The sequence below is a fragment of the Paenibacillus sp. S02 genome, from assembly GCF_019454065.1.
Lineage (GTDB): Bacteria > Bacillota > Bacilli > Paenibacillales > Paenibacillaceae > Paenibacillus > Paenibacillus polymyxa_B.
Map to the genome: position 1 here is coordinate 3,569,077 of NZ_CP073682.1, position 26,678 is coordinate 3,595,754.

General features: G+C 46.6%; 30 protein-coding genes. All 30 read right to left on the minus strand.

The window, feature by feature from the left end; all coding sequences use genetic code 11:
• Nucleotides 1-58 precede the first annotated feature (58 nt).
• A complete protein-coding gene (locus tag KAI36_RS15835; protein WP_220025383.1) occupies nt 59-808 on the minus strand; it encodes a class I SAM-dependent methyltransferase in 750 nt (249 codons plus the stop codon).
• 430 nt (nt 809-1,238) lie between these two features.
• A complete protein-coding gene (gene spo0A, locus KAI36_RS15840) occupies nt 1,239-2,042 on the minus strand; it encodes a sporulation transcription factor Spo0A (RefSeq protein ID WP_023989239.1) in 804 nt (267 codons plus the stop codon).
• Between the two features lie 216 nt (nt 2,043-2,258).
• The gene (spoIVB, locus tag KAI36_RS15845; protein ID WP_023989240.1) at nt 2,259-3,419 is read right to left on the minus strand and encodes a SpoIVB peptidase; all 1,161 of its coding nucleotides are present in this window, start codon (nt 3,417-3,419) and stop codon (nt 2,259-2,261) included.
• A 123-nt stretch (nt 3,420-3,542) separates the two neighbouring features.
• Nucleotides 3,543-5,261 (minus strand): DNA repair protein RecN, encoded by a 1,719-nt coding sequence (recN, locus tag KAI36_RS15850; RefSeq protein WP_028540598.1) that lies wholly within the window; start codon nt 5,259-5,261, stop codon nt 3,543-3,545.
• Nucleotides 5,262-5,319: 58 nt separating this feature from the next.
• Nucleotides 5,320-5,769 (minus strand): transcriptional regulator AhrC/ArgR, encoded by a 450-nt coding sequence (gene ahrC, locus KAI36_RS15855; RefSeq protein WP_013310809.1) that lies wholly within the window; start codon nt 5,767-5,769, stop codon nt 5,320-5,322.
• A gap of 16 nt (nt 5,770-5,785) precedes the next feature.
• The gene (locus KAI36_RS15860) at nt 5,786-6,262 is read right to left on the minus strand and encodes a hypothetical protein (RefSeq protein WP_220025384.1); all 477 of its coding nucleotides are present in this window, start codon (nt 6,260-6,262) and stop codon (nt 5,786-5,788) included.
• Nucleotides 6,263-6,417: 155 nt separating this feature from the next.
• A complete protein-coding gene (locus tag KAI36_RS15865) occupies nt 6,418-7,269 on the minus strand; it encodes a TlyA family RNA methyltransferase (RefSeq protein WP_025723025.1) in 852 nt (283 codons plus the stop codon).
• A 76-nt stretch (nt 7,270-7,345) separates the two neighbouring features.
• A complete protein-coding gene (dxs, locus tag KAI36_RS15870; RefSeq protein ID WP_220025385.1) occupies nt 7,346-9,244 on the minus strand; it encodes a 1-deoxy-D-xylulose-5-phosphate synthase in 1,899 nt (632 codons plus the stop codon).
• A 107-nt stretch (nt 9,245-9,351) separates the two neighbouring features.
• Nucleotides 9,352-10,275, minus strand: coding sequence for a polyprenyl synthetase family protein (locus tag KAI36_RS15875; RefSeq protein ID WP_220028144.1), 924 nt, complete (start codon nt 10,273-10,275; stop codon nt 9,352-9,354).
• Nucleotides 10,247-10,507, minus strand: coding sequence for an exodeoxyribonuclease VII small subunit (gene xseB / locus KAI36_RS15880; RefSeq protein WP_013310814.1), 261 nt, complete (start codon nt 10,505-10,507; stop codon nt 10,247-10,249). The genes KAI36_RS15875 and xseB overlap by 29 nt, the downstream gene beginning before the upstream one ends.
• Nucleotides 10,497-11,810: an exodeoxyribonuclease VII large subunit gene (xseA, locus tag KAI36_RS15885; RefSeq protein WP_258382180.1), complete on the minus strand. Its 1,314-nt coding sequence runs from the start codon at nt 11,808-11,810 to the stop codon at nt 10,497-10,499. Before xseA ends, xseB begins: the two co-directional genes overlap by 11 nt.
• A 63-nt stretch (nt 11,811-11,873) precedes the next feature.
• Nucleotides 11,874-12,731 (minus strand): bifunctional methylenetetrahydrofolate dehydrogenase/methenyltetrahydrofolate cyclohydrolase FolD, encoded by an 858-nt coding sequence (gene folD, locus KAI36_RS15890; RefSeq protein ID WP_220025387.1) that lies wholly within the window; start codon nt 12,729-12,731, stop codon nt 11,874-11,876.
• Nucleotides 12,732-12,768: 37 nt separating this feature from the next.
• Nucleotides 12,769-13,218, minus strand: a complete 450-nt coding sequence (gene nusB, locus KAI36_RS15895; RefSeq protein WP_013310817.1) for a transcription antitermination factor NusB — start codon at nt 13,216-13,218, stop codon at nt 12,769-12,771.
• Nucleotides 13,219-13,353: 135 nt separating this feature from the next.
• Nucleotides 13,354-13,587, minus strand: coding sequence for a DUF2273 domain-containing protein (locus KAI36_RS15900; RefSeq protein ID WP_023989248.1), 234 nt, complete (start codon nt 13,585-13,587; stop codon nt 13,354-13,356).
• A 15-nt stretch (nt 13,588-13,602) separates the two neighbouring features.
• The gene (gene amaP / locus KAI36_RS15905) at nt 13,603-14,142 is read right to left on the minus strand and encodes an alkaline shock response membrane anchor protein AmaP (RefSeq protein WP_013310819.1); all 540 of its coding nucleotides are present in this window, start codon (nt 14,140-14,142) and stop codon (nt 13,603-13,605) included.
• A 73-nt stretch (nt 14,143-14,215) separates the two neighbouring features.
• Complete coding sequence (locus KAI36_RS15910; RefSeq protein ID WP_013310820.1) at nt 14,216-14,629, minus strand: Asp23/Gls24 family envelope stress response protein; 414 nt, start codon at nt 14,627-14,629, stop codon at nt 14,216-14,218.
• A gap of 125 nt (nt 14,630-14,754) precedes the next feature.
• Nucleotides 14,755-16,098: an acetyl-CoA carboxylase biotin carboxylase subunit gene (accC, locus tag KAI36_RS15915; protein ID WP_023989250.1), complete on the minus strand. Its 1,344-nt coding sequence runs from the start codon at nt 16,096-16,098 to the stop codon at nt 14,755-14,757.
• Nucleotides 16,099-16,159: 61 nt separating this feature from the next.
• Complete coding sequence (gene accB, locus KAI36_RS15920) at nt 16,160-16,651, minus strand: acetyl-CoA carboxylase biotin carboxyl carrier protein (RefSeq protein ID WP_025722274.1); 492 nt, start codon at nt 16,649-16,651, stop codon at nt 16,160-16,162.
• A 138-nt stretch (nt 16,652-16,789) separates the two neighbouring features.
• The gene (locus KAI36_RS15925; RefSeq protein WP_220025388.1) at nt 16,790-17,614 is read right to left on the minus strand and encodes a SpoIIIAH-like family protein; all 825 of its coding nucleotides are present in this window, start codon (nt 17,612-17,614) and stop codon (nt 16,790-16,792) included.
• Nucleotides 17,615-17,676: 62 nt separating this feature from the next.
• Nucleotides 17,677-18,318, minus strand: a complete 642-nt coding sequence (gene spoIIIAG, locus KAI36_RS15930; protein WP_029517255.1) for a stage III sporulation protein AG — start codon at nt 18,316-18,318, stop codon at nt 17,677-17,679.
• A gap of 16 nt (nt 18,319-18,334) precedes the next feature.
• Nucleotides 18,335-19,105 (minus strand): stage III sporulation protein AF, encoded by a 771-nt coding sequence (spoIIIAF, locus tag KAI36_RS15935; RefSeq protein ID WP_220025389.1) that lies wholly within the window; start codon nt 19,103-19,105, stop codon nt 18,335-18,337.
• A 39-nt stretch (nt 19,106-19,144) separates the two neighbouring features.
• The gene (spoIIIAE, locus tag KAI36_RS15940; RefSeq protein ID WP_023989255.1) at nt 19,145-20,335 is read right to left on the minus strand and encodes a stage III sporulation protein AE; all 1,191 of its coding nucleotides are present in this window, start codon (nt 20,333-20,335) and stop codon (nt 19,145-19,147) included.
• A gap of 12 nt (nt 20,336-20,347) precedes the next feature.
• Nucleotides 20,348-20,737 (minus strand): stage III sporulation protein AD, encoded by a 390-nt coding sequence (spoIIIAD, locus tag KAI36_RS15945; protein WP_013310826.1) that lies wholly within the window; start codon nt 20,735-20,737, stop codon nt 20,348-20,350.
• A gap of 8 nt (nt 20,738-20,745) precedes the next feature.
• Nucleotides 20,746-20,949 carry a stage III sporulation protein AC gene (gene spoIIIAC, locus KAI36_RS15950; RefSeq protein WP_010345636.1) on the minus strand — a complete coding sequence of 68 codons (204 nt, stop codon included), beginning with the start codon at nt 20,947-20,949 and terminating at the stop codon, nt 20,746-20,748.
• A gap of 12 nt (nt 20,950-20,961) precedes the next feature.
• Nucleotides 20,962-21,480: a stage III sporulation protein SpoIIIAB gene (gene spoIIIAB, locus KAI36_RS15955; RefSeq protein ID WP_029517252.1), complete on the minus strand. Its 519-nt coding sequence runs from the start codon at nt 21,478-21,480 to the stop codon at nt 20,962-20,964.
• Nucleotides 21,473-22,468, minus strand: coding sequence for a stage III sporulation protein AA (spoIIIAA, locus tag KAI36_RS15960; protein WP_220025390.1), 996 nt, complete (start codon nt 22,466-22,468; stop codon nt 21,473-21,475). The genes spoIIIAB and spoIIIAA overlap by 8 nt, the downstream gene beginning before the upstream one ends.
• A 409-nt stretch (nt 22,469-22,877) precedes the next feature.
• Complete coding sequence (locus KAI36_RS15965) at nt 22,878-24,131, minus strand: aspartate kinase (protein WP_028540593.1); 1,254 nt, start codon at nt 24,129-24,131, stop codon at nt 22,878-22,880.
• Between the two features lie 197 nt (nt 24,132-24,328).
• A complete protein-coding gene (gene efp / locus KAI36_RS15970; protein WP_023989259.1) occupies nt 24,329-24,886 on the minus strand; it encodes an elongation factor P in 558 nt (185 codons plus the stop codon).
• 33 nt (nt 24,887-24,919) lie between these two features.
• Nucleotides 24,920-25,993, minus strand: a complete 1,074-nt coding sequence (locus KAI36_RS15975; RefSeq protein ID WP_061829060.1) for a M24 family metallopeptidase — start codon at nt 25,991-25,993, stop codon at nt 24,920-24,922.
• 81 nt (nt 25,994-26,074) lie between these two features.
• Nucleotides 26,075-26,656, minus strand: a complete 582-nt coding sequence (locus KAI36_RS15980) for a YqhR family membrane protein (protein WP_220025391.1) — start codon at nt 26,654-26,656, stop codon at nt 26,075-26,077.
• Nucleotides 26,657-26,678: the final 22 nt, after the last annotated feature.

Consider the following 26,678-nt stretch of genomic DNA (forward strand, 5'->3'; position numbering starts at 1 on the left):
CTTGCTCTTTTCTGTCTACTATGAGGGGATCATATCAAAACGGATATCCCTTTATGTTTTACTTCCTAGCAATCACCATAAATCGTTCTGAATTTGTTCTTATCCCTATTTCGGTTTGATTGTCCACAATAAATTGTTGGAGTATTTGAAAATCAATTTCTTTTTCTCCGAAGTTAGAAATAATTGGAGTGTGTTTCAAGAGGAATATTAAGTCTGCAGGAGTCTGATAATATTCGTTTGCATTGAATTCAAATGACTGTATATCGTTAAAGCCCGCATCACTTAATTCGGTAATATATTTAGCTTTTAACGAGTCTTTCTTAGCGCCCCATGCCTGTCCTCTTCCAAACGCTTTTTTAATATTTAATTTGTCGTTTTCGCTTACTTGCTGTGTCAGGAACATACCACCCTTTGCTAACACCTTTGCTATTTCTTTTGCATAAAAACATGAATGTCGAGAAGAGATTACATTAAAGAAGTTCTCAGGAAAATTTAGATTATCAGCATCCATCTGGAGAAAGCGAACATTTGCTATGTCTGATTCAGCAGAATTCTTGGTTGCTGTTTCAATCATTCCGGTAGAATGGTCAATCCCAACTAGAAGTAATGCAGAATCTGCTATTGATAAAATTGCTTCCCCGCCGCCAGTACCGATGTCAAGCAATATGTCCGACTTCTTGCATGTCTTCGCTACTTCATTGTAGAAGTCCCATTTTACTCCTTTGGAGATACATTTCACATTGCGGAAATCCCATCCGTTGATTTTTCCAACCTTATCATAAAACTCTTTATACTCTATTGAATTCATTTTTCTTCCACCTTCCAATTAAGGATAAAAACTACGGGTTAGCAGACCGATATCATTCAGAATTTTAGTTTTTGTAGTCAAAAGAATAGACTTCCCCCTTGACGGCTGGTACGCGTTTTTTCCAGCCCGGAAACTAAATACTTCGAACAATACGGAATGACATCCGATTCACCTCATTTGAAAGATTGTTCTAATTATATTTCTTATAGAGCATGTCGATCAAGCAATAGTTCAATAATAATTCTTTACAACTCTCTCCCTTTGTAGAACGACGACTGATAGCAATGAAATGACGATAATTGAAGAACACTTTTAATTATCCAGTTGAAATTGAAAATCGTTCATAAAAAATACCGCTCCTTTACTGGCTCTTGAAAGAACCAATAAAAAGGCGGTATTAGTTGTCTACTTATCAATCATTCTTACCCTTTCAGGACACCTTATTCTCAATCCGCAGCTTATCTGCAACCATCGCTATGAATTCGCTATTGGTTGGTTTGGACTTACTGATATTAATGGTGTAACCGAACAGGTGTGAAATGCTGTCGATATTTCCACGGGTCCATGCTACCTCGATAGCATGACGAATGGCGCGTTCTACGCGAGATGCCGTCGTTTTGAACTTTTCGGCGATTGCCGGATATAATGTTTTGGTGATGGCTCCCAAAATTTCGATATTATTGTACACCATCGTAATGGCTTCGCGTAAATATTGATAGCCCTTGATGTGAGCGGGTACACCAATTTCATGTATGATGGCCGTGATACTGGCATCCAGGTTTTTCGTCTTACCCATAGGTACTACGTTGGACCGCATGGATGAAATGGTCACCGGACTGCTGCTAACTAACTGCGGTCCCACCAATTGGCGAACACGGTTAGCCAGCACTTCCATGTCAAACGGCTTCAAAATATAATAAGATGCCCCGAGCTGTACGGCCCTTTGTGTAATATTTTCTTGACCGAATGCAGTCAGCATAATGATTTTCGGCTGTGGAGTCAGGTTCATTTCTCTCAAACGCTCCAACACACCGAGACCATCCAGGTGAGGCATAATAATATCTAAAATAAGTACATCAGGTATGTTGCGGGATTCTGCGATGCGTTGGAGCACTTCTTCGCCGTTATAGGCGATTCCTGTAACTTCCATATCCTCCTGATCGGAAATATATTCAGCAAGCAAATTCGTAAATTCCCGGTTGTCATCAGCCAACAATACCTCAATTTTTTGCAATGTACTTCCTCCTCATTGAGTGATATTCCATTGTGATATCTGTTTACAGTATATAAATATTTCTTGTCGGAGTATATGATTTCGACATCGAATTATGAATTCCTTCTGTCGAAAATTATTTTTATTTATTTTTTTTAGAGTTTCTATTATAATTAATTCTTTATCTTGCAATTATGAGTTATTCCCCTGCTTTTCGACAAAAAAATCTTAAGGCCACTAGCTCGCCTTAAGATTAGAAGATGATTTCAAGCTTACGTTATTCTGCATGATTCCTGCATCGCGCAGCATCCATTCGATAAAACAACCGTAACCTGATTTAGGATCATTCACAAATACATGTGTTACAGCCCCGATAAGCTTACCATTTTGGATAATCGGACTACCGCTCATTCCTTGCACGATTCCCCCGGTCTTATCCAGTAGCTTTGGATCTACAATGCGTATCACAAGTCCTTTGGTTGCTGGTTTGTCCTGCTGAGAGATGTGTACAATTTCCGCCTGAAACCGCTGAATTTGTTGACCTTCCAGTACAGTCAAAATTTCTGCTGGTCCTTCCTTTACTTCATTCGCAAGAGCCACTGGAATAGGAGTCGAATACAATCCATATTGCGGCTCATCTGACATTTTCCCAAAAATTCCGAAATTCGTATTTCGTTCAATATTTCCTAATACCCGATGATCTTTGAGAAAATGAGCGCGTTTTTCTCCTGGTTCCCCACTTTGGCTTTTCGCAATTGACGTCACATTGGACTGCACAATCTCTCCGCTCCCCACGACAATAGGGGTTTGGGTATTCATATCGGTAATTACGTGACCCAAGGCCCCGTATACACCCTGGTCCGGTGCGTAAAACGTTAATGTACCTACACCTGCAGCCGAGTCCCTAATATACAACCCAAGCCGCCACGCTTTATCATCTTGATCATATGCTGGTGTTAACTTGGTGGAAATGGTCTGCTCCCCTCGACAAAGCGTAATGTCGAGCGGTTTTTTATTCTTACCTGCTTCGTCTACTGCCTCAGCAACCCTTGCCAGGCTATTGAGTGGCTTGCCGTTCATGTGTGTAATTCGATCCCCTAGGCGAATCCCTGCTGTTTCACCAGGTGACACCTTACGATCATTACTTTCCTGAATGATATGGTGACCGACGACAAGCACTCCTGAAGATTTTACTTTGACCCCAATCGTCTGCCCCCCCGGGTATACTTTTAAATCGGGAACTACACTTTCTTGGGTTGTCCTCATGCTTTTAGAGCCGAACAAATCCAAAGAAGCTTGTGGAGGCAGCGCTGCTTGCACATACTGAGCGTTACCGATAGAACACATAAGAAAAACAAGCAAAAGACCGAGCAATTTGATCCTGGAGTAAAAATTCAATGGCTGTCACGCTCCCTTTGCTTCTTTCGCTTGACGAGTAAAGGTGGTCGCCAATTGCGTACCTATAAGGTAACCTTGCCCCCAGGCTTTTATAACTGTTAAACATTACGCCAGCCGCTCTTTTCAGGCTTTCTTTCCTTCCGCCAAATTCAGCATTTCCTGTGCGTGATGCAATGTTTTTTCGGTAATTTCCACGCCGCCCAGCATCCGTGCCAATTCCTTGACACGCCCGTCCTCCGTAAGTCCCTCAATTTGAGTCATGGTCCGTCCATCATGAACATTTTTCTCAATAAGGTACTGATGATCTGCCATACATGCCACCTGTGGCAAATGAGTAATGGAAAACACCTGACAAACGGAAGATAAACGATATAGCTTCTCGGCAATGGATTGAGCTGCACGACCACTCACGCCGGTATCCACCTCGTCAAAAATGAGTACTGGAATTTGATCATGACGCGCAAAAATACTTTTCATCGCCAACATGATACGTGATAGCTCACCGCCTGAAGCGATCTTACCAAGTGGACGTAGTGGCTCACCTGGATTGGGGGAAATAAGAAATTCCGCATTATCTATGCCTTGCTTGGTAGGTCTTACCTTCAGACCTTTATACTCATATCCGCGTGGATCTTCAATTGGATCAATGCGCACCTTGAGTGACGTTCTTTCCATCTGCAGGTCTTTTAACTCCTGCTCCACTTGCTCTGCAAGCTCTTCAGCACAAATTTCACGTGCTTCTGTAAGCTCTTCCGAAATCTCCAGCAAATCGGAAAGCAACTCATCCCGTTTTGCAATGAGCTGCTCCAGCCGCTCATCTTTATTTTCCAGCAGATCGGTTTCCTGCTCAATACGGCTATAGTATTCCAAAATCTGCTCTATACTATCACCATATTTTCGCTGTAATCCGGTAATTTGATTCAAACGTTGCTCCACTTCATGCAGCTTGCCTGGATTAAATTCAATATCCTCACGATAAGAACGTAATTGGAATGCTGCGTCCTCTAACTGGTAAAAAGCAGACTGAATCTGCTCCGCAATGGGCTGAAGGCTTTTGCTGTCATAGCTTTGGACATCGTTCAATCTGGACAATACGTTATTGATCGTATCCAGCCCACCTCTGCCGCTTAGCAGTTCGTATGCTCCTGATATCCCATCCATCATTTTCTCACTATGGGATAGCTTGACCCGTTCCTCTGCCAATAATTCATCTTCACCCAATTTCAACTCCGCCGCAGCGATCTCTTCTAATTGAAATCGGTACATATCCAAAAGCTGATAAGCCTTTTGACTGGAGCTTTGCAGTTCTCTTACTTCTTTTTCCGCTTTGACAAAAGCATTGTAACGCTCACGGTAAAGCGTTTTGACTGGACCGATCACCGAATCACCGAACGTATCCAGCAGCGCCAGATGGCGATCTGCACGTAGCAGGCTTTGATGCTCATGTTGCCCGTGGATATTGACGAGTTGCTCACCTACCTCACGCAGCATCGTTAAATTAACCATCTGACCGTTAATTCGAGAAGAGCTTTTCCCCTGAACCGTAAGTTCGCGACGAATCAGCAAATGCTCCTCCGCATTAGCCTTAATCCCTTGTTCCTCAAGTGTATTCCAAACTGGATGTTTTACCGGCAGCTCAAACAAGGCTTCCATCTCTGCTTTATCACAACCGTAACGCACTAGATCAGCAGAGCCCCTACCGCCTGCAATCAGCCCAAGCGCATCGATAATAATGGATTTACCAGCACCTGTTTCCCCGCTCAAGACATGAAACCCTTTATAAAAATGAACATCGACGGCCTCTACGACCGCCAAATTCCGTATAGACAAAGTGACCAGCATCGTTCTTTCACCTCTATGATGTACAAATTAAAACGCCTAATATGCGTAGCCATTATAATTAGGAAATGTAGCCCATAAGACGATTCACGATAGCTTCGCTGTTTTCTTCCGATCGGCAAATAATCAAAATGGTGTCATCTCCGCTAATCGTACCCATAATCTCGGACCATTCAATATTGTCCAATAAAGCAGCAATCGAGTTGGCTGTTCCCGGCAGACACTTCATCACAATCAGATTGGTTGTGTAGTCAATATGCAAAAAGTTATCGACCAACGTACGTTTCAGTTTCTGGGCCGGATTGTAGCGCTGATCTGAAGGCATTGAATATTTATATCTGCCATCGTCCATTGGAACCTTGATCAGCAGCAGCTCCTTGATATCACGCGATACGGTCGCCTGTGTGACCTGAAAACCAGCCTTACGCAATGCTTCAACCAGATCATCCTGCGTCTCAATCTCATGTTGTGAAATAATTTCCCTAATTTTAATATGTCGTTGACCCTTCATATAATCCTCCTATGGATTAACCTTCATATTCCTCTTCTTCGAGGTCTTCCACTAATGTAATAAGGCGAATACTTCGCTCGTCCGTATCAACGCACACTACACCCGCGCAACCCGGATAGAGCAACAAATACGGCATGAGCCTGTCCCGTAAATCAGGACCACTCCACTCCATTGGTTTCTTGCGGCGTGACGTTTTGACCATATATGTCGAACCGTTTCGTACAGCCACGTAGTCTATAAACAAACGGCTATACACGGTATGTCCATTCACTTTAAAAGCAAGCGGTATTTTCATTTTCCCACCCACTACTTCATAACCTGCTTCTTCGAGTATATCTATAGCAGGCCCTTCATCCAAATCCTCGTTAATCGGTATCGTCTTTAGCACAAGCGGCCCTGGCTCCTTCAACCAGGCACGCAGGCTATATAAAGCCCATATCCCTAATATCACCCCGATTACAGCGATGATAATCGTATCATATCTTGTGTCCATGGACCGATCACCTCATGGACATATTCTAGGACAAGATGTAAAATTCCTTTTCCTTTGTACATCTCATTATAGGCGAACGTGAGTTCTATAATCAATCCCTCACACCAAAAAGAGGTTCCCTTAAGTTCACAGAACTCATGGAGAACCCCTGAATGTTACTTACGTGATGGACCATTATTAAAAGTCTGACCTGCTTCCTGAACGGTACGTTCAATTAGTGGTCTGAAATCCATCTTCTCCAGCTGCGATTCTGCAGCAGGAAGCCCATCCAAACGCCAATGCGCTAAAAATTCAATATTGCCTTCTCCACCTGTAATAGGCGAATAAGCCAAACCTTGCAGCGTAAGTCCAAGCTCATGCGCAAACATCAGAATGGTCTGCAACACTTCTTTATGCGTAGCAGGATCACGGACCACACCGGATTTTCCGACCTTTTCGCGTCCAGCTTCGAATTGCGGCTTGATTAGAGCTACAATATCAGCAGGTTGATGCAACAAGGCAAGCAACGGGGGCAAAATAATACGTAATGAAATAAACGAAACGTCAATACTTGCGAAATTCGGCACAGAACCATTCAAATCCGCAGGTGTCATATATCTGAAATTCGTTTTCTCCATTACGCATACTCGTTCATCATTACGAAGCGACCAATCCAGCTGATTATAACCCACATCAATGGCGTATACGTATTCCGCTCCATGCTGAAGAGCACAATCCGTAAAACCTCCAGTGGACGAGCCGATATCCAGCATTGTCCTGCCCTTCATATTCAGCTCAAATTGACGGATGGCCTTCTCCAGCTTTAATCCTCCACGGCTTACATACGGATGCACCGAACCTTTAACTTTAAGCTCGCTGGCGCGTGGTACCTTCATACCCGCTTTCTCGATCCGTTCGCTGTCCGCCAGCACTAGACCAGCCATAATCGCAGCTTTAGCTTTTTCACGGCTTTCAAAAAATCCTTGTTCTACAAGTAATACATCAATGCGTTCCTTCGGAACAGACATGTTAATCTCCCTTTAGGCAGCCAGGCTGCTCTTGTCATACTTTTTATAAATGTCATGGTCTTCGCTTCAAGTTACCCTATACGGATTGTCCCATGCCATATGCTGGCTCAGCAGCCCATTTACGCAGCTTTAAGCATACATCTTCAATGGTAAGCCCTACTTCAGCACGCTGCTCTTTGATGGAGCCATGCTCCACGAACAGATCGGGAATCCCCATTAAGCGCACCTGCGCCTCTTGGATTTCGGCTTTGGCGTAAAATTCCAGTACAGCGCTACCCAAGCTTCCTGCTTCAGAAGCTTCTTCCAATACGATCAGCTTCGTATGCTGTCGAGCCAGCTCACGTAACATATCCTCATCCAAAGGCTTCAGGAAACGGGCATTCACGACGCCCACTTGCAACCCTTCACGTTTCATCGCCTCCGCAGCCTCTGTCGCCACCTGGAGCATCGGTCCTGATGCAATTACTGCAAAGCCCTCACCCTTACGCAGGAGCTCCCAACTGCCGATGGTAATCGCCTGTAATTCTTTATCCAACGGCACGCCAACCACATTAACACGTGGGTAACGATAAGCAATTGGACCGTCTTCATAGTCGAGCGCTGTTTTCATCATATGGCGTAGCTCGTTCTCATCCTTTGGCATCATAAGCACAAGATTCGGGATATGACGTAGGAATGCCACATCAAACACGCCATGATGAGTTTCCCCGTCAGCCCCAACAAAACCTGCACGGTCAATCGCGAACATTACGTTCGCATTATGACGACAGATATCATGCACAATCTGGTCATAAGCACGCTGCATAAAAGTGGAATACACTGCAAACACCGGCTTCAGCCCTTCCATTGCCAACGCAGCACACATGGTAGCTGCATGCTGTTCAGCAATGCCGACGTCAATCATACGGCTAGGAAACTCTTTACTAAACGGTACCAGTCCTGATCCACCAGGCATAGCAGGCGTGACCGCAACGATGCGCTCATCCTGCTCAGCCAGCTCAATCAGCGTTCGGCCGAAAATTTCTGTATACATCGGATTACCTACAGCTTTGAGTACCTGACCCGATTCAATCTTGTAAGGGCTGATTCCGTGCCATTTGTGTGAATCTGCCTCTGCAGGTTTATAGCCCTTGCCCTTGGTGGTTACGACATGCACCAATACAGGGCCAGTGACATTATCAGCCTGCTGGAAGGTTTCGATTAGCTTCGGCAAATCATGTCCGTCCACTGGACCGAGATACGTAAGTCCCAGTTCCTCAAACAGTACACCAGGCACCATCATATATTTAAGACTGTCCTTGACACGGCCAGCCGATTTGGCAAGTTTACCGCCGATCGCGGGTATTTTTTTCAGCAAAACTTCCAGCTCATCTTTTGCTCGCAAATAATGACGGTCCGAGCGGATTTTACTCAAATAATTATGCATGGCCCCTACATTAGGTGCTATGGACATTTCGTTGTCATTCAGAATGACCATTAAATTTTTGCGCTCATGTCCGATATGATTCAACGCTTCGAAGGCCATTCCCCCAGTCAACGCGCCGTCTCCGATCATTGCAATGACTTTATTGTCCTCGCCCTTCAAATCTCGAGCCAAAGCCATTCCCATTGCGGCCGACAGAGAAGTGCTGCTATGACCGGCTTCCCAAACATCATGCTCACTCTCGCTTCTTTTTACAAAACCACAAAGTCCATCACGCTGACGAAGTGTATCAAAACGATCCATTCGCCCTGTCAATATTTTGTGTACGTAGGCTTGGTGCCCAACGTCATAAATCATCTTGTCCTTCGGACTGTTATAGCAATAATGCAGGGCGATCGTGAGCTCAACCACTCCCAGATTCGATGCCAGATGCCCCCCAGTCACGGACAGCTTCTCAATCAAAAAGCTCCTGATTTCCTCGGCCAGAGAAGCCAACTCCTCAACCGACAGTGATTTCAGATCGCCTGGTTGCTTTATGTGTGGAAGCAGCACGCATATCTCCCCGCTTTCCTTCAAGTTTGTGTGTAAAGTTAACAAGTATTATATCACACTTTTTGACTGTGCTTAAACGCAGACAAGTCAAAACAGCTCTAACGCAACTAATGATCACGCTTCATCAGGTAATCGGCTATCTCCAGCAAACGAGAAGAATCGGGAATACCGCTCTCTGTTATCACTTTTTTAGCAGATGCGGTGAGTTCCTCCACCTGCTGCAAAGATGCGTCCATACCAATGAAATACGGATAGGTAACCTTCTCCTGTTCAACATCACTTTGCGTTTTCTTACCCATTTTGCTCTCATCGCCTATGAGGTCAAGTATATCGTCCTGTATCTGAAAAGCCAGCCCCAAGTCTCGTCCAAAGCGGCGAAGCGCCTCTAATTGACTCTTGTCCGCCCCACCAATCCGTCCACCTGCCAAGAGCGAGAAAATAATCAAATCAGCAGTTTTATGAAGATGGATATATTCCAGTTCCTCGATCCCCGTCATTCCTTGCTCGCCTGACATATCGGCGACCTGTCCGCCTACCATGCCCCGCGCGCCACTCATTTCGGACAAATCCTCAACAATGGACAATAGCGCATCGGATGAAACACCGTGACGCCGTCCTGCTTGCACAATGCTGTAAAAGGCATGGGTCAACAAAGCATCACCCGCAAGGACAGCAACCGCCTCGCCGTATACCTTATGATTCGTCAGCTTACCTCGCCGATAATCATCATCATCCATGGCTGGCAAGTCGTCATGAATGAGGGAGTACGTATGTACCATTTCTACCGCACATGCCACTGGCAGCGCAGCTTCCCTACTTCCACCGAATGCTTCAGCAGCAGCGATCACAAGCAGAGGCCGCAGCCGTTTTCCGCCTGCGGTGAGTGAGTAATTCATGGATTCTCGAAGAACAGCGGGAATGTTCCAATCGGCCGGGAACTGCTCGATCAGTGCGGATGAAACTACATCCGTCGTCCCGGTCAAATAGTCCTTGAACGACGGTCTATTCAAGCCCTTCACCGCCGTTTTCATCCAATCCACCGCCAAAAGGCTTCTTGCGCAAATCTCCATCCTCTTCCACGATCATTTCAATTTTACGTTCAACCTGCTCCAGCTTCTGACTGCAAAGCTGAGACAGCTTCATCCCCCGCTGGAACAAATCAATGGCTTGCTCCAGAGGAACGTCTCCATGCTCCAGTTGTCCGACAATTTCTTCAAGAGCGGCCATAGCCGCTTCAAAATTCAATTCCGTTTCATTCGCCACCGTGCTTCGCGTCCTCCTTCATTCCCCATACTTGGCAGTCCAACTGCCCATCACTTACTTTAATCTTGATGGAATCTCCCGGCTGTACGTCTTTGAGCGACTTAATCAGCCGTTTCTCCTGCTCATCGTATACCAAGCTATAGCCTCGGGCCATTACTTTGAGTGGGCTCAGCGCATCCAGCTGACGAATTCCCGTGTGCAACTGCTGCCGTCCCGTTTTCGTAATAGCACGCATCGCAGACTCCAGCTGACGTTGCGCCATATCCGTCTGCTTGCGTGCCGAACGAATTTGTTCACGCGGATTAAACCGCTCTAGTACCTGACGCATACGTGCGTTCTTTTCTGCGTTCAAACGCGAACGGTTACCCGCTGCGCGAATCAGCCGCTGATGCAGCATGTCCATTCGCTCTGCATGCTGTAGCATATAGCGGCGTGGATGCAGCAGGACTGGTGAACGCTGAAACCTCGCCAAGCGTTCACGGCTGGTTTCCAGCCGCTGCCGGAGGGCGTTGCGCAACCGTTGCTCACGCTGGAGTAGCTGATCCCGTAGCTCTGCCTGATTAGGCACAGCCAACTCGGCTGCTGCGGTTGGCGTTGCCGCACGCAAGTCAGCCACAAAATCGGCAATAGTAAAATCCGTTTCGTGTCCAACTGCCGAAATAACCGGAATGACCGATGCGTAAATGGCGCGCGCAACCGCTTCCTCATTAAACGCCCACAGTTCTTCCAACGAGCCACCTCCCCGTCCGACGATCATCACCTGAACCTCTTGCATACGATTCATAGCTTCAATTGCCTTGACGATCGAGGGTGCGGCACCTTTTCCTTGTACGAGCACAGGATACAACACAATTCCAGCCTGCGGGTATCGCCGTTGAAGTGTCGTAATAATATCACGCACAGCCGCTCCGGTCGGTGACGTAATCACGCCTATGGTTGCCGGATGGGCAGGGAGATTACGCTTACGAGCAGTATCAAACAGTCCCTCTGCATCCAGCTTTTGCTTGAGCTGTTCGTAAGCCAGATAAAGACTTCCTATGCCGTCAGGCTGCATTTGAGTTGCATAAAACTGATATTGTCCATCTCGTTCGTACACGGATACGTTTCCCCGGGCAATAACACGCGTACCTTCTTTCGGTACGAAAGGGAGCCGCTGATTATGGGTTGCAAACATAATCGAACGAATGCGGCTCCCCTCATCCTTGAGCGTAAAGTACATGTGACCACTCGAATGATGCGTAAAATTAGAAATTTCCCCGCGTATCCATACATCAGACAGCACCTGATCCGATTCCAGTTTCATCCGGATATAACGATTCAGGTCCTTTATAGAGTAAATACGTTGTTCAGCCACAGGCAGCTGCCCTTATGCCAAACTGTGCGACCGCTTGGCCGCTACAAGCGTATTTTGCATCAGCATCGTAATTGTCATCGGGCCTACTCCGCCGGGAACAGGCGTAATCGGACCAGACACTTGCTTCACACTCTCAAAATCAACGTCCCCCGCCAACTTTCCGTTCTCCAGACGGTTCATCCCCACATCTATCACTACCGCTCCGGGCTTCACGAACGAAGCATCAATAAAGTTGGCTTTGCCGATCGCAACGACTAAGATATCCGCTTGTCGACTTAGATCCGCGATATTCGCTGTACGGGAGTGGCACATCGTAACCGTAGCATTTTCACGCTGCAACAATAAAGACACTGGCTTGCCTACGATATTACTGCGACCAATAACTACCGCATGTTTACCAGCTATCTCCACTCCAGCACGCTTGATTAACTCAATGACTCCAGCAGGAGTACAAGGCAATAGACTATCGTCACCGATGACCAAATTTCCTACGTTCACCGGATGAAATCCATCCACATCCTTCTCCACTGCAATCGCGTCAATGACAGCTTTTTCATGAATATGCTTTGGCAACGGCAGTTGAACCAAAATTCCATGGATAGTACTTTGATGGTTCAGCTTGTCCACCAGTTCCAGCAATGCTTCCTGCGAAGTATCTGCTGCCAACCGGTGAACCTCTGAGTAATAGCCGAGATCATGGCATGCCTTTTCCTTGTTTTTAACATACACTTGCGAAGCGGGATCTTCGCCTACCAATACAACAGCCAGTCCGGGTTGAAAGCTGTGCTCTTTCAGACGAATGACCTCTTGCTGAATGCTTGCGCGAATATCCTGAGAGATTTGTTTACCATCAATGATCGGTGCTGACATGTTTAACCACTCTCCAACCTGATTCAGTAGTCTCTACTTAAAAACGTGCTTTCAATTGCTCCAGTTCTTGAATCACTCGTCCCAGTACACCATTAACAAATTTACCGGATTCCTCGGTACCAAAGTGCTTCGACAATTCAATCGCTTCATTAACAGCTACCTTGGCTGGAACATCCTCACGGAAAATCATCTCATATGCCGCAAGTCTCAAAATTTGACGATCTACACGTGAAAGTCTGCTGATCTGCCAGCCTTTAAGATAATCCACCAACAGCCCATCAATGGCTTCCTTGTGCTCCCACGTACCCCGCACATGCTCCAAAACATACGCTCTTAACACTGCCGCGTTTTTAACGACAACTTCCGCTTCGTTTTCCTCAGCGGCTTCCTGAAGCAACATGTCTACGGCTGCTGCCGCATCCACTTCATTCATTTCCATATGGTACATACTCTGTACCGCTAATTCCCTCGCCAGACGTCTTTTCATGCCCTGCCTCCTACGCTTGCCTATATCTATTTTTCATTCTAACCAATTTCCACAAAAAAACCTGTGAACGCATCCTCCAAAACGTTGGGCGCAAAGAAGCTACAGCTCTATTTTGGAGAACACGTATCACAGGGTTCATTTAAAAGGACGCCAACGCTGCGACAACCAATCGCCCCATTCCTTCCAAGGGAGGAATGATCCAAGCGCTGAATCGCTACGTCTTCCTAGCGTATATCCGATGAACACCATCAATGCAAAGAACAACATATTCCAAAAGCCTGCCCACAAATAAATAAAACCGAAAAAAATACCAGCCGTGATCCCCATGATCCGGCCCTTGTAACTTCCCCATATTTCTTTCCAGGGCATCAGGGAAAATCACCTCTATTCCACACGACTCTTAAAGCTGGGTGACTGAGAAACATTAGCGATGTACACCGACACATTGGACACAGGAATTCCTGTGATTTCTTCCACATGATCGTGTACCCCCTTTTGTACCTCGGAGGTTAACACCGGAATGGAGCTTTCCCCGTCTACAACCGCCCGAATCGTAATATCAAGTCCCGATTCCAACACGCGAACGCGTGCTTTCAAATCCTGCATCCCGCGAAATCGGGAAGCTGCTTTGAGGCACAGATTTTCAATGGTGTCCACTGAAATCTGAATGTCACCGTATTCCGTTCGTTGATCAATAGAATGCTGTACGGTTTGGTTCCGTCGAATAGAGATATAAAAAAAACGAAGACTCAATAACAACAGAACCCCTGCAATAATCAGGCTGGTAAACCACACCACTCGCTCATCCTCAATACTTAAAACATACGGAATGGCCCCGCTCAGGAGGAGGATGGCGAGAATGGAAATAATTCCGATACTTAAGCTGTACAAGAACAGCAGAAGTCTGTCCATAACTTTAGCCACGAAACGCACAGCCTCCTTAAATTAGAGTAAACCCTCGACCCATAAGGGTCGGGGGTTTGTACAAAGTATCGCTCTATTTAACCCGTCCGGCGCCCAGCACTTCCGGCTCTTCTACTTTTTCGGCATTTTTGAATTGAACATCATGAATTTGCACGTTCACTTCAACAACGTTAAGACCTGTCATGTTCTCAATCGAACGCTTAACATTATGCTGAATAGCAGCAGCCACCTCAGGCAGACGGTTACCGTACTCAATAATGACGGAGACGTCTACAGCAGCTTCACGCTGTCCGACTTCCACTTTTACACCTTTAGATAAATTTTTGCGGCCTAGCAATTCGGCAAACCCACCAGCAAATCCGCCACTCATTCCCGCAACGCCCGGTACCTCAACGGTAGCCAGTCCGGCAATGACTTCAATAACTTCTGGGGCAATTTGAATCTCCCCAATTTCTGTACGTTCGAATTCGGTTGGCACTGTGCTCATACCTTCAACACCTTTCGGTCAAAATAAGTTTCATTCCAGCTTTGGATTTCAAAGCAGACATGCTCACTTATTATCCATACTATATCATTTGGCGTTCATTATGACAAACTGAGGAAATATACCGATTAAACTTCGTTTTCCTCCAAAAATTTAATATCAAAATCGCCTTTAATAAAGGTCGGATGCTCTAGCAAGCGCTGATGAAAAGAAATCGTTGTGGGTATGCCCTCAATAGCAAACTCAGACAAAGCCCGCTTCATTTTGGCAATTGCATCTTGCCGTGTAGGTGCCCACACAATCAGCTTGGCGATCATAGAGTCATAATAAGGAGGAATGCTATAACCTGGATATGCTGCGCTGTCTACCCGTACTCCAGGACCGCCTGGAGGCAGATAAAATCCGATTTTACCCGGTGCAGGCATAAAATTACGATCCGGATCCTCAGCGTTAATACGGCACTCTATCGCCCAGCCATTGATGGTGACTTCTTCCTGCGTAAAGGAAAGCGGATGTCCTTCAGCGACAGAAATCATTTCCTTAATCAGGTCTACACCAGTAATCATTTCTGTTACTGGATGTTCTACCTGAATACGTGTATTCATTTCCATGAAATAGAAATTATTGTCCGGGCCAAGCAAAAATTCGAGAGTACCTGCACCAGAGTATTGAACGGCCAAAGCTGCACGAACAGCTGCCTGACCCATTTCTTCACGAACATCCTGCGATAGTACAGGACATGGTGCTTCCTCCAATAACTTCTGACGACGACGCTGAACAGAGCAGTCCCGTTCGCCCAAATGGGCAACATTACCATGCTTGTCCGCTATGATCTGTATTTCCACATGTTTCATACCGGTCAAATATTTTTCCAGGTACACACCCGCATTGCCAAATGCTTTTTGCGCCTCCTGCTGAGCAGTAGTGATTTGCTGAATGAGGTTATCCTCATCTTCGGCGATACGAATACCTTTACCTCCGCCACCTGCTGTGGCCTTGATAATTACCGGATATCCGATATCACGTGCGATGCTGATCGCATCCTGCAAATCCTCAACCAGCCCGTCTGAACCCGGAATAACCGGAACTCCGGCATCCTTCATGGTCTGCTTGGCTACGGCCTTATCTCCCATTTTGTTAATGGCTTCAGGAGAAGGACCAATAAACGTAATATTACACGATTCGCAAATTTCAGCGAAGTCTGCGTTTTCCGCCAAAAATCCGTAACCTGGATGAATGGCATCACATTCAGTCAATGTAGCAACGCTCATCAGATTCGTAAAATTAAGATAGCTGTCCTTAGATAGCGTCGGTCCGATACAGTAAGCCTCATCTGCGAGACGCACATGTAACGAATCCTTGTCAGCTTCCGAATATACGGCAACTGTCGAAATATTCATTTCGCGGCAAGCGCGAATGATACGAACCGCAATTTCTCCACGATTCGCAATCAATACTTTTTGAAATGTCATGACTTTATCCTCCCTGGGAGCAGTCTTGCCGAACCCTCAAAAGAGGGTTCAAACAAGCTTTTTACTCCGGTTTCACAAGGAACAATGGCTGGCCATACTCGACCAACTGTCCGTTTTCGGCCAAAATTTCCACAATTTCGCCCTTCACTTCAGCTTCCAGCTCGTTCATCAGCTTCATCGCTTCAATGATACATACCGTTGTTTTTTCGCCCACTTTGCTGCCGATACTCACATACGGAGCCGTATCCGGAGATGAAGAACTATAGAAAGTGCCTACCATCGGAGATACGATTTTATGTAGATTGCTTGCATATTCCCTCGAATCCCCAGCAGTTGCAAGTCCAACATCGGACTGTACTTGTGGATTTGGAATAACAGCTTGTGGTGCCAATGCATAAGCAGGTGGTGCCACAGGAGCCTGTACCGTAACGATCTCGCTTTTGCCCGGTTTCCGGATCAACAGGCGAGTTCCTTCATTTTCAATTTCAAGCTCATGCACAGACGTTTCATCCACCAGCTTGATCAATTCCTTAATCTCGCTTAATTTAAACATCTCTATTAATCACTCCTTCAGCATTTTGCCGGTTGCTGATAACATTGTTGAAACAGCTTTATGTATTATATCACAATCATTAAAAATAGAAAGAGCCCGGAATAATGCAGAAATCCGGGCTTTTTCGCGTTTTTTGTCTTATTGTGTAACATACTGGACACTGATCTTATCCTGCGTTACATTCAGTTCCTTCATGACTTTATCGACAATTGTTACCGCTTGCTTAGCATCCAATTTTTCACTCAGAACCACTACTTTGTATTTATCAGCATCTTCCTCACGGACGACCGCATTGGCAAACTGCTGCTGAAGCTCTTCTTCAATTCCAGTAATTTTAGCCTGCTTATCTTCAAGTACATGTAATTCCTTTTGAGCCTCCGCAGCTTTCTTTGGTGTGCTGTCGTTCATTGCGGTAGTCAGTTCATCATTTTTCTTCTGATTTTCCACATCCCGTTCCAGCAAATAGTTGTCAATCACAGCTGCTGCTGTAGGTTGGGCAGCTTGATCGGTTGCCACTTTATCCAGTACCTGCTGATCGGTTTTGGCTGTAGAGGCTGCTTTGTCCTCACTTTGTGCTGTCGCGTCCGTCTTAGTCGCAGTTGTGTTTTTATCGGATGTCGCCGGTTCAGTAGTAGGGGCAGCTGCCGTATCTTTATCGCTTTTTGAGTTTTCTGTTGCTGGGTCAGTTGTGGAAGCCGTATCCGATTTTGTGGAAGTTGCTGATGCTCCATCAGTTACTTCGCCATTCGTCACTACTTCATTTACCTTCAGTTCGTTCAATTGTTCCTCTGCCTTCGTCGTTGCTTCCTGTGCGGCATCCTGCTTAACCTTGCTCACTTGCTCACTATCGGCTACTGGTGGATTTGCAGGGCTCGAGTCCTCCGTAAACAAATAATACGCAGACAGCACGACCATTAAACTCAGCATGGACACCAGCCAAACGGTTTGTCTTTTATTATTCATGTTCCGTCCTCCATATTCATTAATGGTTTAAAATATAAACTTCTTTGTCTCTAAATTCCAAATTATCCCTGCTTGCGCGGTACGACTGAAATTTTGTAGGAAGGTACATTTAGTCCCTTCTGTACAGCATCGACAATTAGCTGCTTCACTGTAGGGTTTTCTGCCCCCATAGCCACAACAAGCACTCCCCTCACCTGCGGTTTTACTTTTTTTGTCACAATCGGGGTGTGCTGACCACCTGATGACTCATAGGTGACAATCTCGCCATCACGTGTATATTGAGTAGTGTGCCGTTGTCCACCATTGGCGTCCGTCTCGTTGTTCTCTTCCTGCATATCTTTTACATTGCGTTGAACGATAACTTCTTCGGTGGAATCTACCGTAACCATGACATCGACGGTTCCTACGCCAACAATCTGCTCCAGCATCTGTTTCATATTGTCCTCAAAAACCTTCTCGATCCCGGCAAAGGAACTTTCTTCACCTGTTGTTGTCTCTAACGTAGGCTCATTTTTCATCACGCCAGGCGGCTCACGCCCTACGTTTTCTGGATCGACCTTTTTCACATTAACGAATGAATTAAAAAGCATGATCGCTACACCGATAAGGCCAAGTATAAGCAGCCAACGAAATGAGTTGAATCTTTTCGCCCCATCCGCCCCTCCACCCAGCCATTGCTCCAGCTTTTTCAGCCATTTACTCATTTCTGCTCACCTCCTGTTACCATTCATGTGTTCCATCCTGCGAAGAAACCACCTGAACATTTTTGCTGTCTATCCCCCATTTTTCACGTAGAAGGCCTGTAATTAAGTCAAAAGCTTTCGTATCCGTTGGCTTTCCGTCCTCAGCAGTTTTATCAGGATTACGATCATCTTCTCGTGTTCCTTCATTAAAATCTGAAGTTTTTGTATGTGTCGGCTCCACACGAATATTCACTGTCTTTTCGGCCACAGGCTCCACCATAATCGGCTTGGCATCTGCACCAGGCGAGACGTCTGTGTTTTTCTTTTCTTTTTCTGGCTGCTGCTCCGCCAATTTGACTACTACCGACTGGACACCCGTTCCTGCCTCCAGCCCCGATTCCTTCTGTTGAATCTTTGCAAGGGTAACTTGGACCGACTGAATTGCTAACCCAGTATACTGTTCCAATTGTCCTTTCATTTCCTTAGCTACCTCTTTGCCAGCCCATTGCATGGAGCTTTGTTCTTGCTGTTGCTTTAACTGGCTGCCTTTTGCCAAAATCTCCTCCAATGTCGGTTCCCTCTTGCCTGTCTCAGCCTGACGTTGAAGTTCCAATGCTCGCCCTAAAACCTCGGAGGGGCTGCTGCTCAGTAAGCGCACGACCGGAGACAGCAACGTCAGCAGAATAAGCAGGCTGAGAACGAGTTTGACATACCTTTCCATAGATCGGCTCGGTAAGATCATATCGACAAAAGAAGCCAGCAACACGATTAGCACCAGTTCCTTAAGCCAACCTCCCAGCCAGGTCACGTCACTCCCCTCCCCCCTTGTTGGTTTACGTGCATTGGTTCACCTCATCATGACCGTCATATTTCCTGCTGCGAGCATGATTGTAATCGCAAGGAAGGACATTAACCCCACTGCCGCCAGTGCCGCGAAAACATAAATCATGCTCTTGCCGATCGCATCGAGACATTCCACGATAGGCGTATCACCCAAAGGCTGCATGATCGCTGCTGTCACTTTATAAATGAGAGCCAGTGTCAGAATCTTGAGAGCAGGAAATGCGCATAGGAACAAAATAATAATGACTCCTACCAGACCAATGGCATTTTTAACGAGCAGCGAAGCCGAAATGACTGTATCTGTCGCATCTGCCAACGCCTTCCCGACCACCGGAACAAAGCTACCTGTAATATATTTGGCTGTGCGGATCGTTAATCCGTCAGTAACCGACGATGTCAAGCCTTGTACCGAAATGACTCCCAGAAATATGGTCAGCAGCACTCCCAGCACTGCTACTCCAGCGTTCCGCAACAGATCGGCTAGCTGGGTCAGCTTGTATTTGCCCGTCAGCGAGTTGACCAAGTACAGCACAGCCGAGAAGAACAGCAGCGGGAAAACCAGCGTATGAATGACTGTTCCGACTGTGTTGATCATAAATACAATCAGCGGGTGGGTCACCGAAACTGTTACGACGTTGCCCATCGAGGCTAACATGGTAAACAACAAAGGCAACATTGCCATCATGAAGTGAATCATGCTATCAATCGCTTCTTTGGCATAACCAATCGCTACACTAAAGCTATTAATCGCCAGAATGATAATGACCATGTATACGATAGCATAGGCCACTTTGCTGACCTGTTTGCTTTCAAAAGCGCTTTGCAGCGTTTCCAGCACCATACTCATAATGCTGAGCATGACGATGGTGACGAGCAACTTGGCATTTACACGGATTTCATGGATGAAAAAATCAGCTATAGCGCTTAATACACCCTTTATGCTGAACCCTTCGCCGCCTGGAAGCAGCATGTCCATGAAGGAAGGCGTTTTCTGATCAGGGAAAAATCCGCCGTATTGCTGCATAAGCCCGTCCCAATAATGTTCTACTTCATCTTTGGGCATTTGCTCTGCTTGCTGTCTGATCCATTCGTTTGTCGGTGTATCTGCAAAGAGGACCGCAGCTGAGGCACACCAGAGACATAGCAGCAACATTGCAATTACTTTGAGATTTGGCATGCCCCCTAGCCTTTTCATGGCATCACCCCCTCAGGCGGGCATCAGCTTCAGAATGGTATCAATAATAATGCTGATAATCGGGATTGCGAGCACCATAATGAGTACCTTTCCGGTAAGCTCAATTTTGGAAGCAATCCCGTCTTGTCCTGCATCCCGAACGATTTGAGCTCCAAATTCAGCAATATAAGCGATACCGATTATTTTCAATACGGTTTTAAAATAGATCATATCCATGCCTGAAGACCGGGCCAGTCGCTCCAGTACAGCAACCACAGATCCGATCTTCCCAATCAGCAGCAAAAAAATGACGATTCCCGCAGCTGTTGCAATCAAAAAGGCAAACATCGGCTTCTGTTCCTTAATGACTAAAATGAGGACTGTGGCAATGAGGGCGAAGCCCACCACCTGAATGATTTCCATGTGTCCACCTACTGAAAAAGAAAGATAGATTTGATCTCTTGCAGAAGGTTATCCAGCATTCGCACCACCATGAACAGGACCACGACGAAACCAATGACCGTTACCCAGTGGGCCATGTCTTCTTTGCCCATTTGCTTTAATACGGTATGAATCATAGCGATAATAATGCCAATTCCGGCAATCTGGAAAATTGCGTTCACTTCTAAATTCATTCGAGCACCCCGCTAATAGATCAAAATGACGATCAATGCTCCGATCAGCAGTCCCAGGCTCCTGCTCATACGCTCGTACCTCACCTGATCTGCCTGCGCCTGCGCTTCCTCATGGGATAACTGCTGGATGGTCAGCGCAATGTGCTTGATCTGGTCTTCACGGTCGCTGGTTCCAAGACTGTAGGCAAGCTGCCGCATCGCTTCCTTCTCGGCTTGCTTCATAGAGGAACGGCTCCACGAGTCTTCAATGGCTTTATGCAAGCTTTCTCTGGCAGTCAGGCCAAAAGAGGGGTGCATCCAGCGTGAGGCTTGCTGAAACAGAGTGCGCAGCGGCTCTCGCAAGGGCTCTCCTGTCTTGGCGAAAGCATCTGGTAGCGGAGACACCCCGTAGGAAACCTCGGTGGTCAATCTTTGCAGCGCAAGAATCAACTCCCTGATTTGCCGCGGCCTCATCGCAAACTGCCTTGCCCGTTGCCAGCCTGCCAGCGTAGCGGCCAGTATAACCAAGGCTGCACCCAGCAGCTTAAGCATAGGAGATGCCCCCATTCTGCCCTTCTCCAGGCAGTGTAAGCCTGCGCTGCTTGGCATCTGCCAGCCGGAATGAGACGCCCCGGCTCGTCCGCTCCAGCATGACGTAGAGTTGAAACAGCTCTTGTCCTGTAGTTAATCCAGCAAAAGCAGACCGGGTCGCCATTTCAGCCACATCGCGGCCATGTGCGGAAGCAATGACTGCAATGCCTGCATGAAGCGCTTCGCGCACCGCCTCCGCATCTTCCAGTCGTCCGATTTCATCAACAATGAGGACATCCGGTGACATCGAGCGGATCATCATCATCATGCCTTCTGCTTTCGGACATCCGTCCAATACATCGGTGCGAGGTCCGACATCAAAACCGGGGATACCTTTGTGACTACCAGCGATCTCAGAGCGTTCGTCTATAATGCCTACCTTGAGTCCATTCCGTCGCCCCCCATTGCTTTCCATCCCTCCGTAACTGAGTTGCCGAGCCAAGTCCCTAAGCAGTGTCGTTTTGCCATGCTGAGGAGGGGACAAAATGAGGGTGTGCCGGATTTTCCCGGACATTCGATCTGCTACATAAGGCAATATCCGATCAGCTATGCCGGGAATTGCACGAGCAATTCTTACATTAAAGCTGCTTATATCCCTCAAATGCTCCACTCGTCCTCGGTTGAGCACGGTTCTCCCTGCCAAGCCAATACGATGACCGCCAGGGATCGTAATAAACCCTTTACGAAGCTCCTCTTCCATGGTATACAGGGAATGATTGCTGATAAAATCCAGCAGTCGGTGGGCATCCTCACGGTCAGGCTTATAGGCTTCCACATGGTTCAAAGTCAGCCGACCAGCAGACGTTACAAAATGATGATCACCATTTGCATTAATTTCCAACGGCCTTCCTTCCCTGACCCGGATTTCTTCCAGTTGCTTAAATACCGTTTCTGGAAGCCTTCCGAGTATACCGTGCAACGGTTCGGGAAATAATTCCAGCCATTCCATACCGATGTCGCCCCCTCACGGTTGTCCTTTTTCTTTAAGACAAGTCTATGGTTGACTCTCGCTTTTTATGCCGAAAATATATTGAAAACCTAGGCAAACTTTTGCTAACTCCTATCAACACTCAACAGACCTTTCTCCCGCTTGTTTAAGCACCATTCTCTAATTCGCACAAATAAAAAAAGGGCCTCTCAAAGCCTTGTCGGCTAAGGGATACCCTTGGGTAGAAAAGATAGATTCAGCAAAAAAAGAGGCTGCCCCTCAGTCTAACTCTCACTGATGGAACAACCTCTTAACCTACTGCTGTATTCTATGATTTATCAAACTATAAATAGAGAGCCTGTATCAACCTTTACCTGTCATAAGCATCGTTCACATTAGACTATTCAGTGTCTAGATCACGTTGCAGTTATTAACGACGGTCCTGCGGTCCACCCACAAACGCTTGCTCCTCGGTGTCCAGGTTATAAGCTGTATGCAGCGCCTGAATAACCTCATGAAGTTTACCCGCTTCAATTACACACGATACTTTGATCTCAGATGTGCTTACCATTTTAATGCTAACGCCTTGCTCTGCCAGTACGGCAAACATTTGCGCAGCAACACCCGGATGGCTAACCATTCCTGCACCTACAATGGATACTTTCACCAGGTTTTCCTCAGACGTTACTTCACGGTACGGAAGCTCTCCACGAATACCTTCCAGCGTCTTCAGTGCTGCTTCACGATCCGTCAGAGCTACTGTAAAGGAGAAATCCGCTTTACCAGCTTCAACCCCGCTCTGTACAATAATGTCTACATCAATTTTGGCTGCCGCCAGTGTTCCAAATACTTTCGCCAGTACACCGGGGATATCGGCGACGCCCAAAATACTGATTCTTGCTACATTTTTATCATATGCAATCCCACTGACTACAACGCCTTGTTCCATTACTGCATCCTCCTTTACGACCGTTCCTTCATTATGGTTAAAACTGGACCGCACAATCAGCGGTACCCGGTTATGTTTGGCATATTCTACCGCACGAGGATGCAATACAGCGGCACCCAGATTAGCTAATTCCAGCATTTCATCATAAGAAATTTCTTTTAGCTTACGAGCAACCTTCACGATCCGTGGATCTGTTGAATATATGCCGTCCACATCCGTGTAAATTTCACAGGCATCCGCTTGAATCGCCGCCGCCAGCGCAACCGCCGTCGTATCAGATCCACCACGTCCCAGCGTCGTAATGTCTCCCTCTGCAGACATCCCCTGGAAACCAGCTACAACAACGATCTTGTTGCTGCTCAGTGCATCCAGCACACGCTGAGGTTGAATATCCGTAATCCGTGCTCGACCAAAGTCAGATTCAGTACGGAAACCAGCCTGCCATCCCGTAAACGATACCGCTTCATGACCCAACTGCTGAATAGCCATCGACAACAATGCGATTGAAATTTGCTCACCTGTAGTCATCAACATATCCAACTCACGTGCAGGCAACTGCTCATTCAACAATTTGGCCTGGTCAATCAGTTCGTCTGTCGTGTCTCCCATTGCGGAAACGACCACTACACATTGATGCCCTTCACTCTGTTTCTCAACAACGCGTTTTGCCACGCGTTTCATGCGCTCCGTGTCACCGACGGAACTGCCTCCGAATTTCATGACATACAAAGACAACGATATTCACTCCCTCAGACTCAACAGTATGTAACCTTGAGATGGCACCAAACGACTTGAACGTGACATCCTGCGGCATAACTTTAGTACAGTATAATACGAAAGTGCTATGTGGAGCCAATGTTTTTTAATATTAGTGTTTATAAAAATATCCCCTGCCCTTAACAAGGACAGAGGATATCTAAAAGCTGCAAAATTTATGCGCGGGAAATGTATTTACCATCGCGTGTATCAATCAGCAATACATCGTCCTGGTTGATAAACAATGGAACCTGAACATTCAGTCCTGTTTCAACTTTTGCATTTTTAGTAGCACCTGTAGCGGTGTTACCTTTAATACCCGGCTCAGTGTCAATAACCTTCAGCTCTACGCTGTTAGGCAGGTTAATCCCGAGAATTTCACCATTATAGCTAATGATGTTTACATTCATGTTTTCTTGCAGGAAGTTAAGTTCCCATTTCAGTTGATCGCTGGAAAGTGTGAATTGATCGTAGGTTTCGTTGTCCATGAATGTATGCTCGTCTGCGCTCGCATAGAGGTAAGACACACCACGGTTTTCAATTTGCGCACGGCCGATCGTTTCACCCGCACGGAATGTACGTTCAACAGTGTTGCCGTTACGCAGGTTTTTAAGCTTGGAGCGCACGAATGCCGCACCTTTACCCGGTTTTACGTGTTGGAAATCCAGCACCGTAAAAATATCTCCGTCTACCTCGACGGTCAATCCTGTTTTAAAATCATTAACGTTAATCACAAAAATACCCCTCCTACAGGACTGTTATCGTTATTAAACGACTGTAAATTCTTTGCTCGAATGTGTTAATACCTTGATGCCGCTATCTGTAATAACGATATCATCCTCGATCCGTACACCGCCCAATCCAGGCACATAAATACCTGGCTCGACCGTTACAACCATGCCCGGCTCCAGAATATCATCGCTTGCCTTAGACAGGCGTGTAGATTCATGTACTTCAAGACCCAGACCATGACCTGTACTGTGCCCGAAATTGTCTCCATAGCCATGGCTCGCAATAATATCCCGGGTCAGTGCATCCGCTTCACGGCCTGTCATGCCCGGCTTAATATGTTCGAGTGCGTGAAGCTGCGCCTTAAGCACAATATCGTAGATCTCACGCAACTGGGGCGCCAAATCCCCTTGTGTAGCCACTGTACGTGTCAAATCGGAGCAGTAGCCATCCAGCAACGCACCAAAATCAAACGTAATCAGCTCGCCTGCTTGTACTAACTTAGCACTGGCTACGCCATGAGGCAATGCCGAACGAACCCCGGAAGCCACAATGGTGTCAAATGAAGAGGATGTAGCTCCCTGCTTGCGCATGAAGAATTCCATTTCCAGATCCAGCTCACGCTCGCTGACACCCGGCTTGATGTAAGGTAAAATGTGTGCAAATGTAGCATCTGCCAAATCCGCTGCCCGCTGCATCACTTCCAGCTCTTCTGCATCCTTGTACACCCGTAGCTTCTCCACAATGCCCGACACCGGAACCAGTGAAATAGGTGACAAATCTTCGCTATAAGCTTTATGCGTCGCAACAGTTACAGCGTCTTGCTCGAAGCCTGTTTCGCTGATCTGATGGGAAGACAGCAATTCTTTCACCGTTTCCATGACCTGTGCAGCGTGCTGCACCACCGTGAAGCCTTCGGCTTGTTCGGTCGCTTGCGTCATATAGCGAAAGTCAGTCAGCAAATAGCTATGGGATTCCGTAATCAGCACATAACCCGCCGAACCTGTGAAGCCTGTCAAATATCGACGATTGACAGGGCTAGTAATCAGCATAGCCCGCAGATTATGCTCGCCCAGCGCCTGCCGCAGCTTTAACACCCGGTCATTCTTCATCTTTCATTCCGCTCCCCTCTGTCAAATAACCAAATGCTATTTTAACACAGGGGATAGGCGCTTGAGAAGTTTTTGTTACGTTCAGCCCTTAGCTTTCTCAGGCTCGCGCTTTCTTTCATCCGTATACTCGACAGCAACGGTATATCCGATAAATAGTCCCCACAGTATAAACACACAAATTTCCGTATATAAGGAATTCCATGTTAACCGATCAGGAGCATTCATCATCCCTAGCTTAGGACCTGTTAATACAAATAAAACAACCCACCAAATCAGACCATACACAATTCCGGGTATAGGACCCTTAAATCTGCGCAGCAACAGAGTGTACACCAGTGAAGCTACGACGGATAATCCAATAAAAAAAAGTAGCCCTACCAGATGTCCCGCCATGGTGTTCATAAACGAATGCTTGAAAAAAGGCTCTGCGAGAAAGCCAGGCGCTACTACCGTAAAGTGCAACTTATAAAACAGCCAGCGCAGCAATCCCCAGAGCAAACCCGCAAAAAAACCCAACTCAAGTGCAAAAGGAATGAGAGGCGTATGTATTTTGCCTGACTGCTGCCTGCCTCTACCACTGTCGTTATGATTACGTTGATCCTGAGATCCGCGAGACTGCTCCTGTTCATGTCCTATCTTGGGTATAGAGTAGGTTTCACTCATGTTGTTTAATCCCCTTTCAATA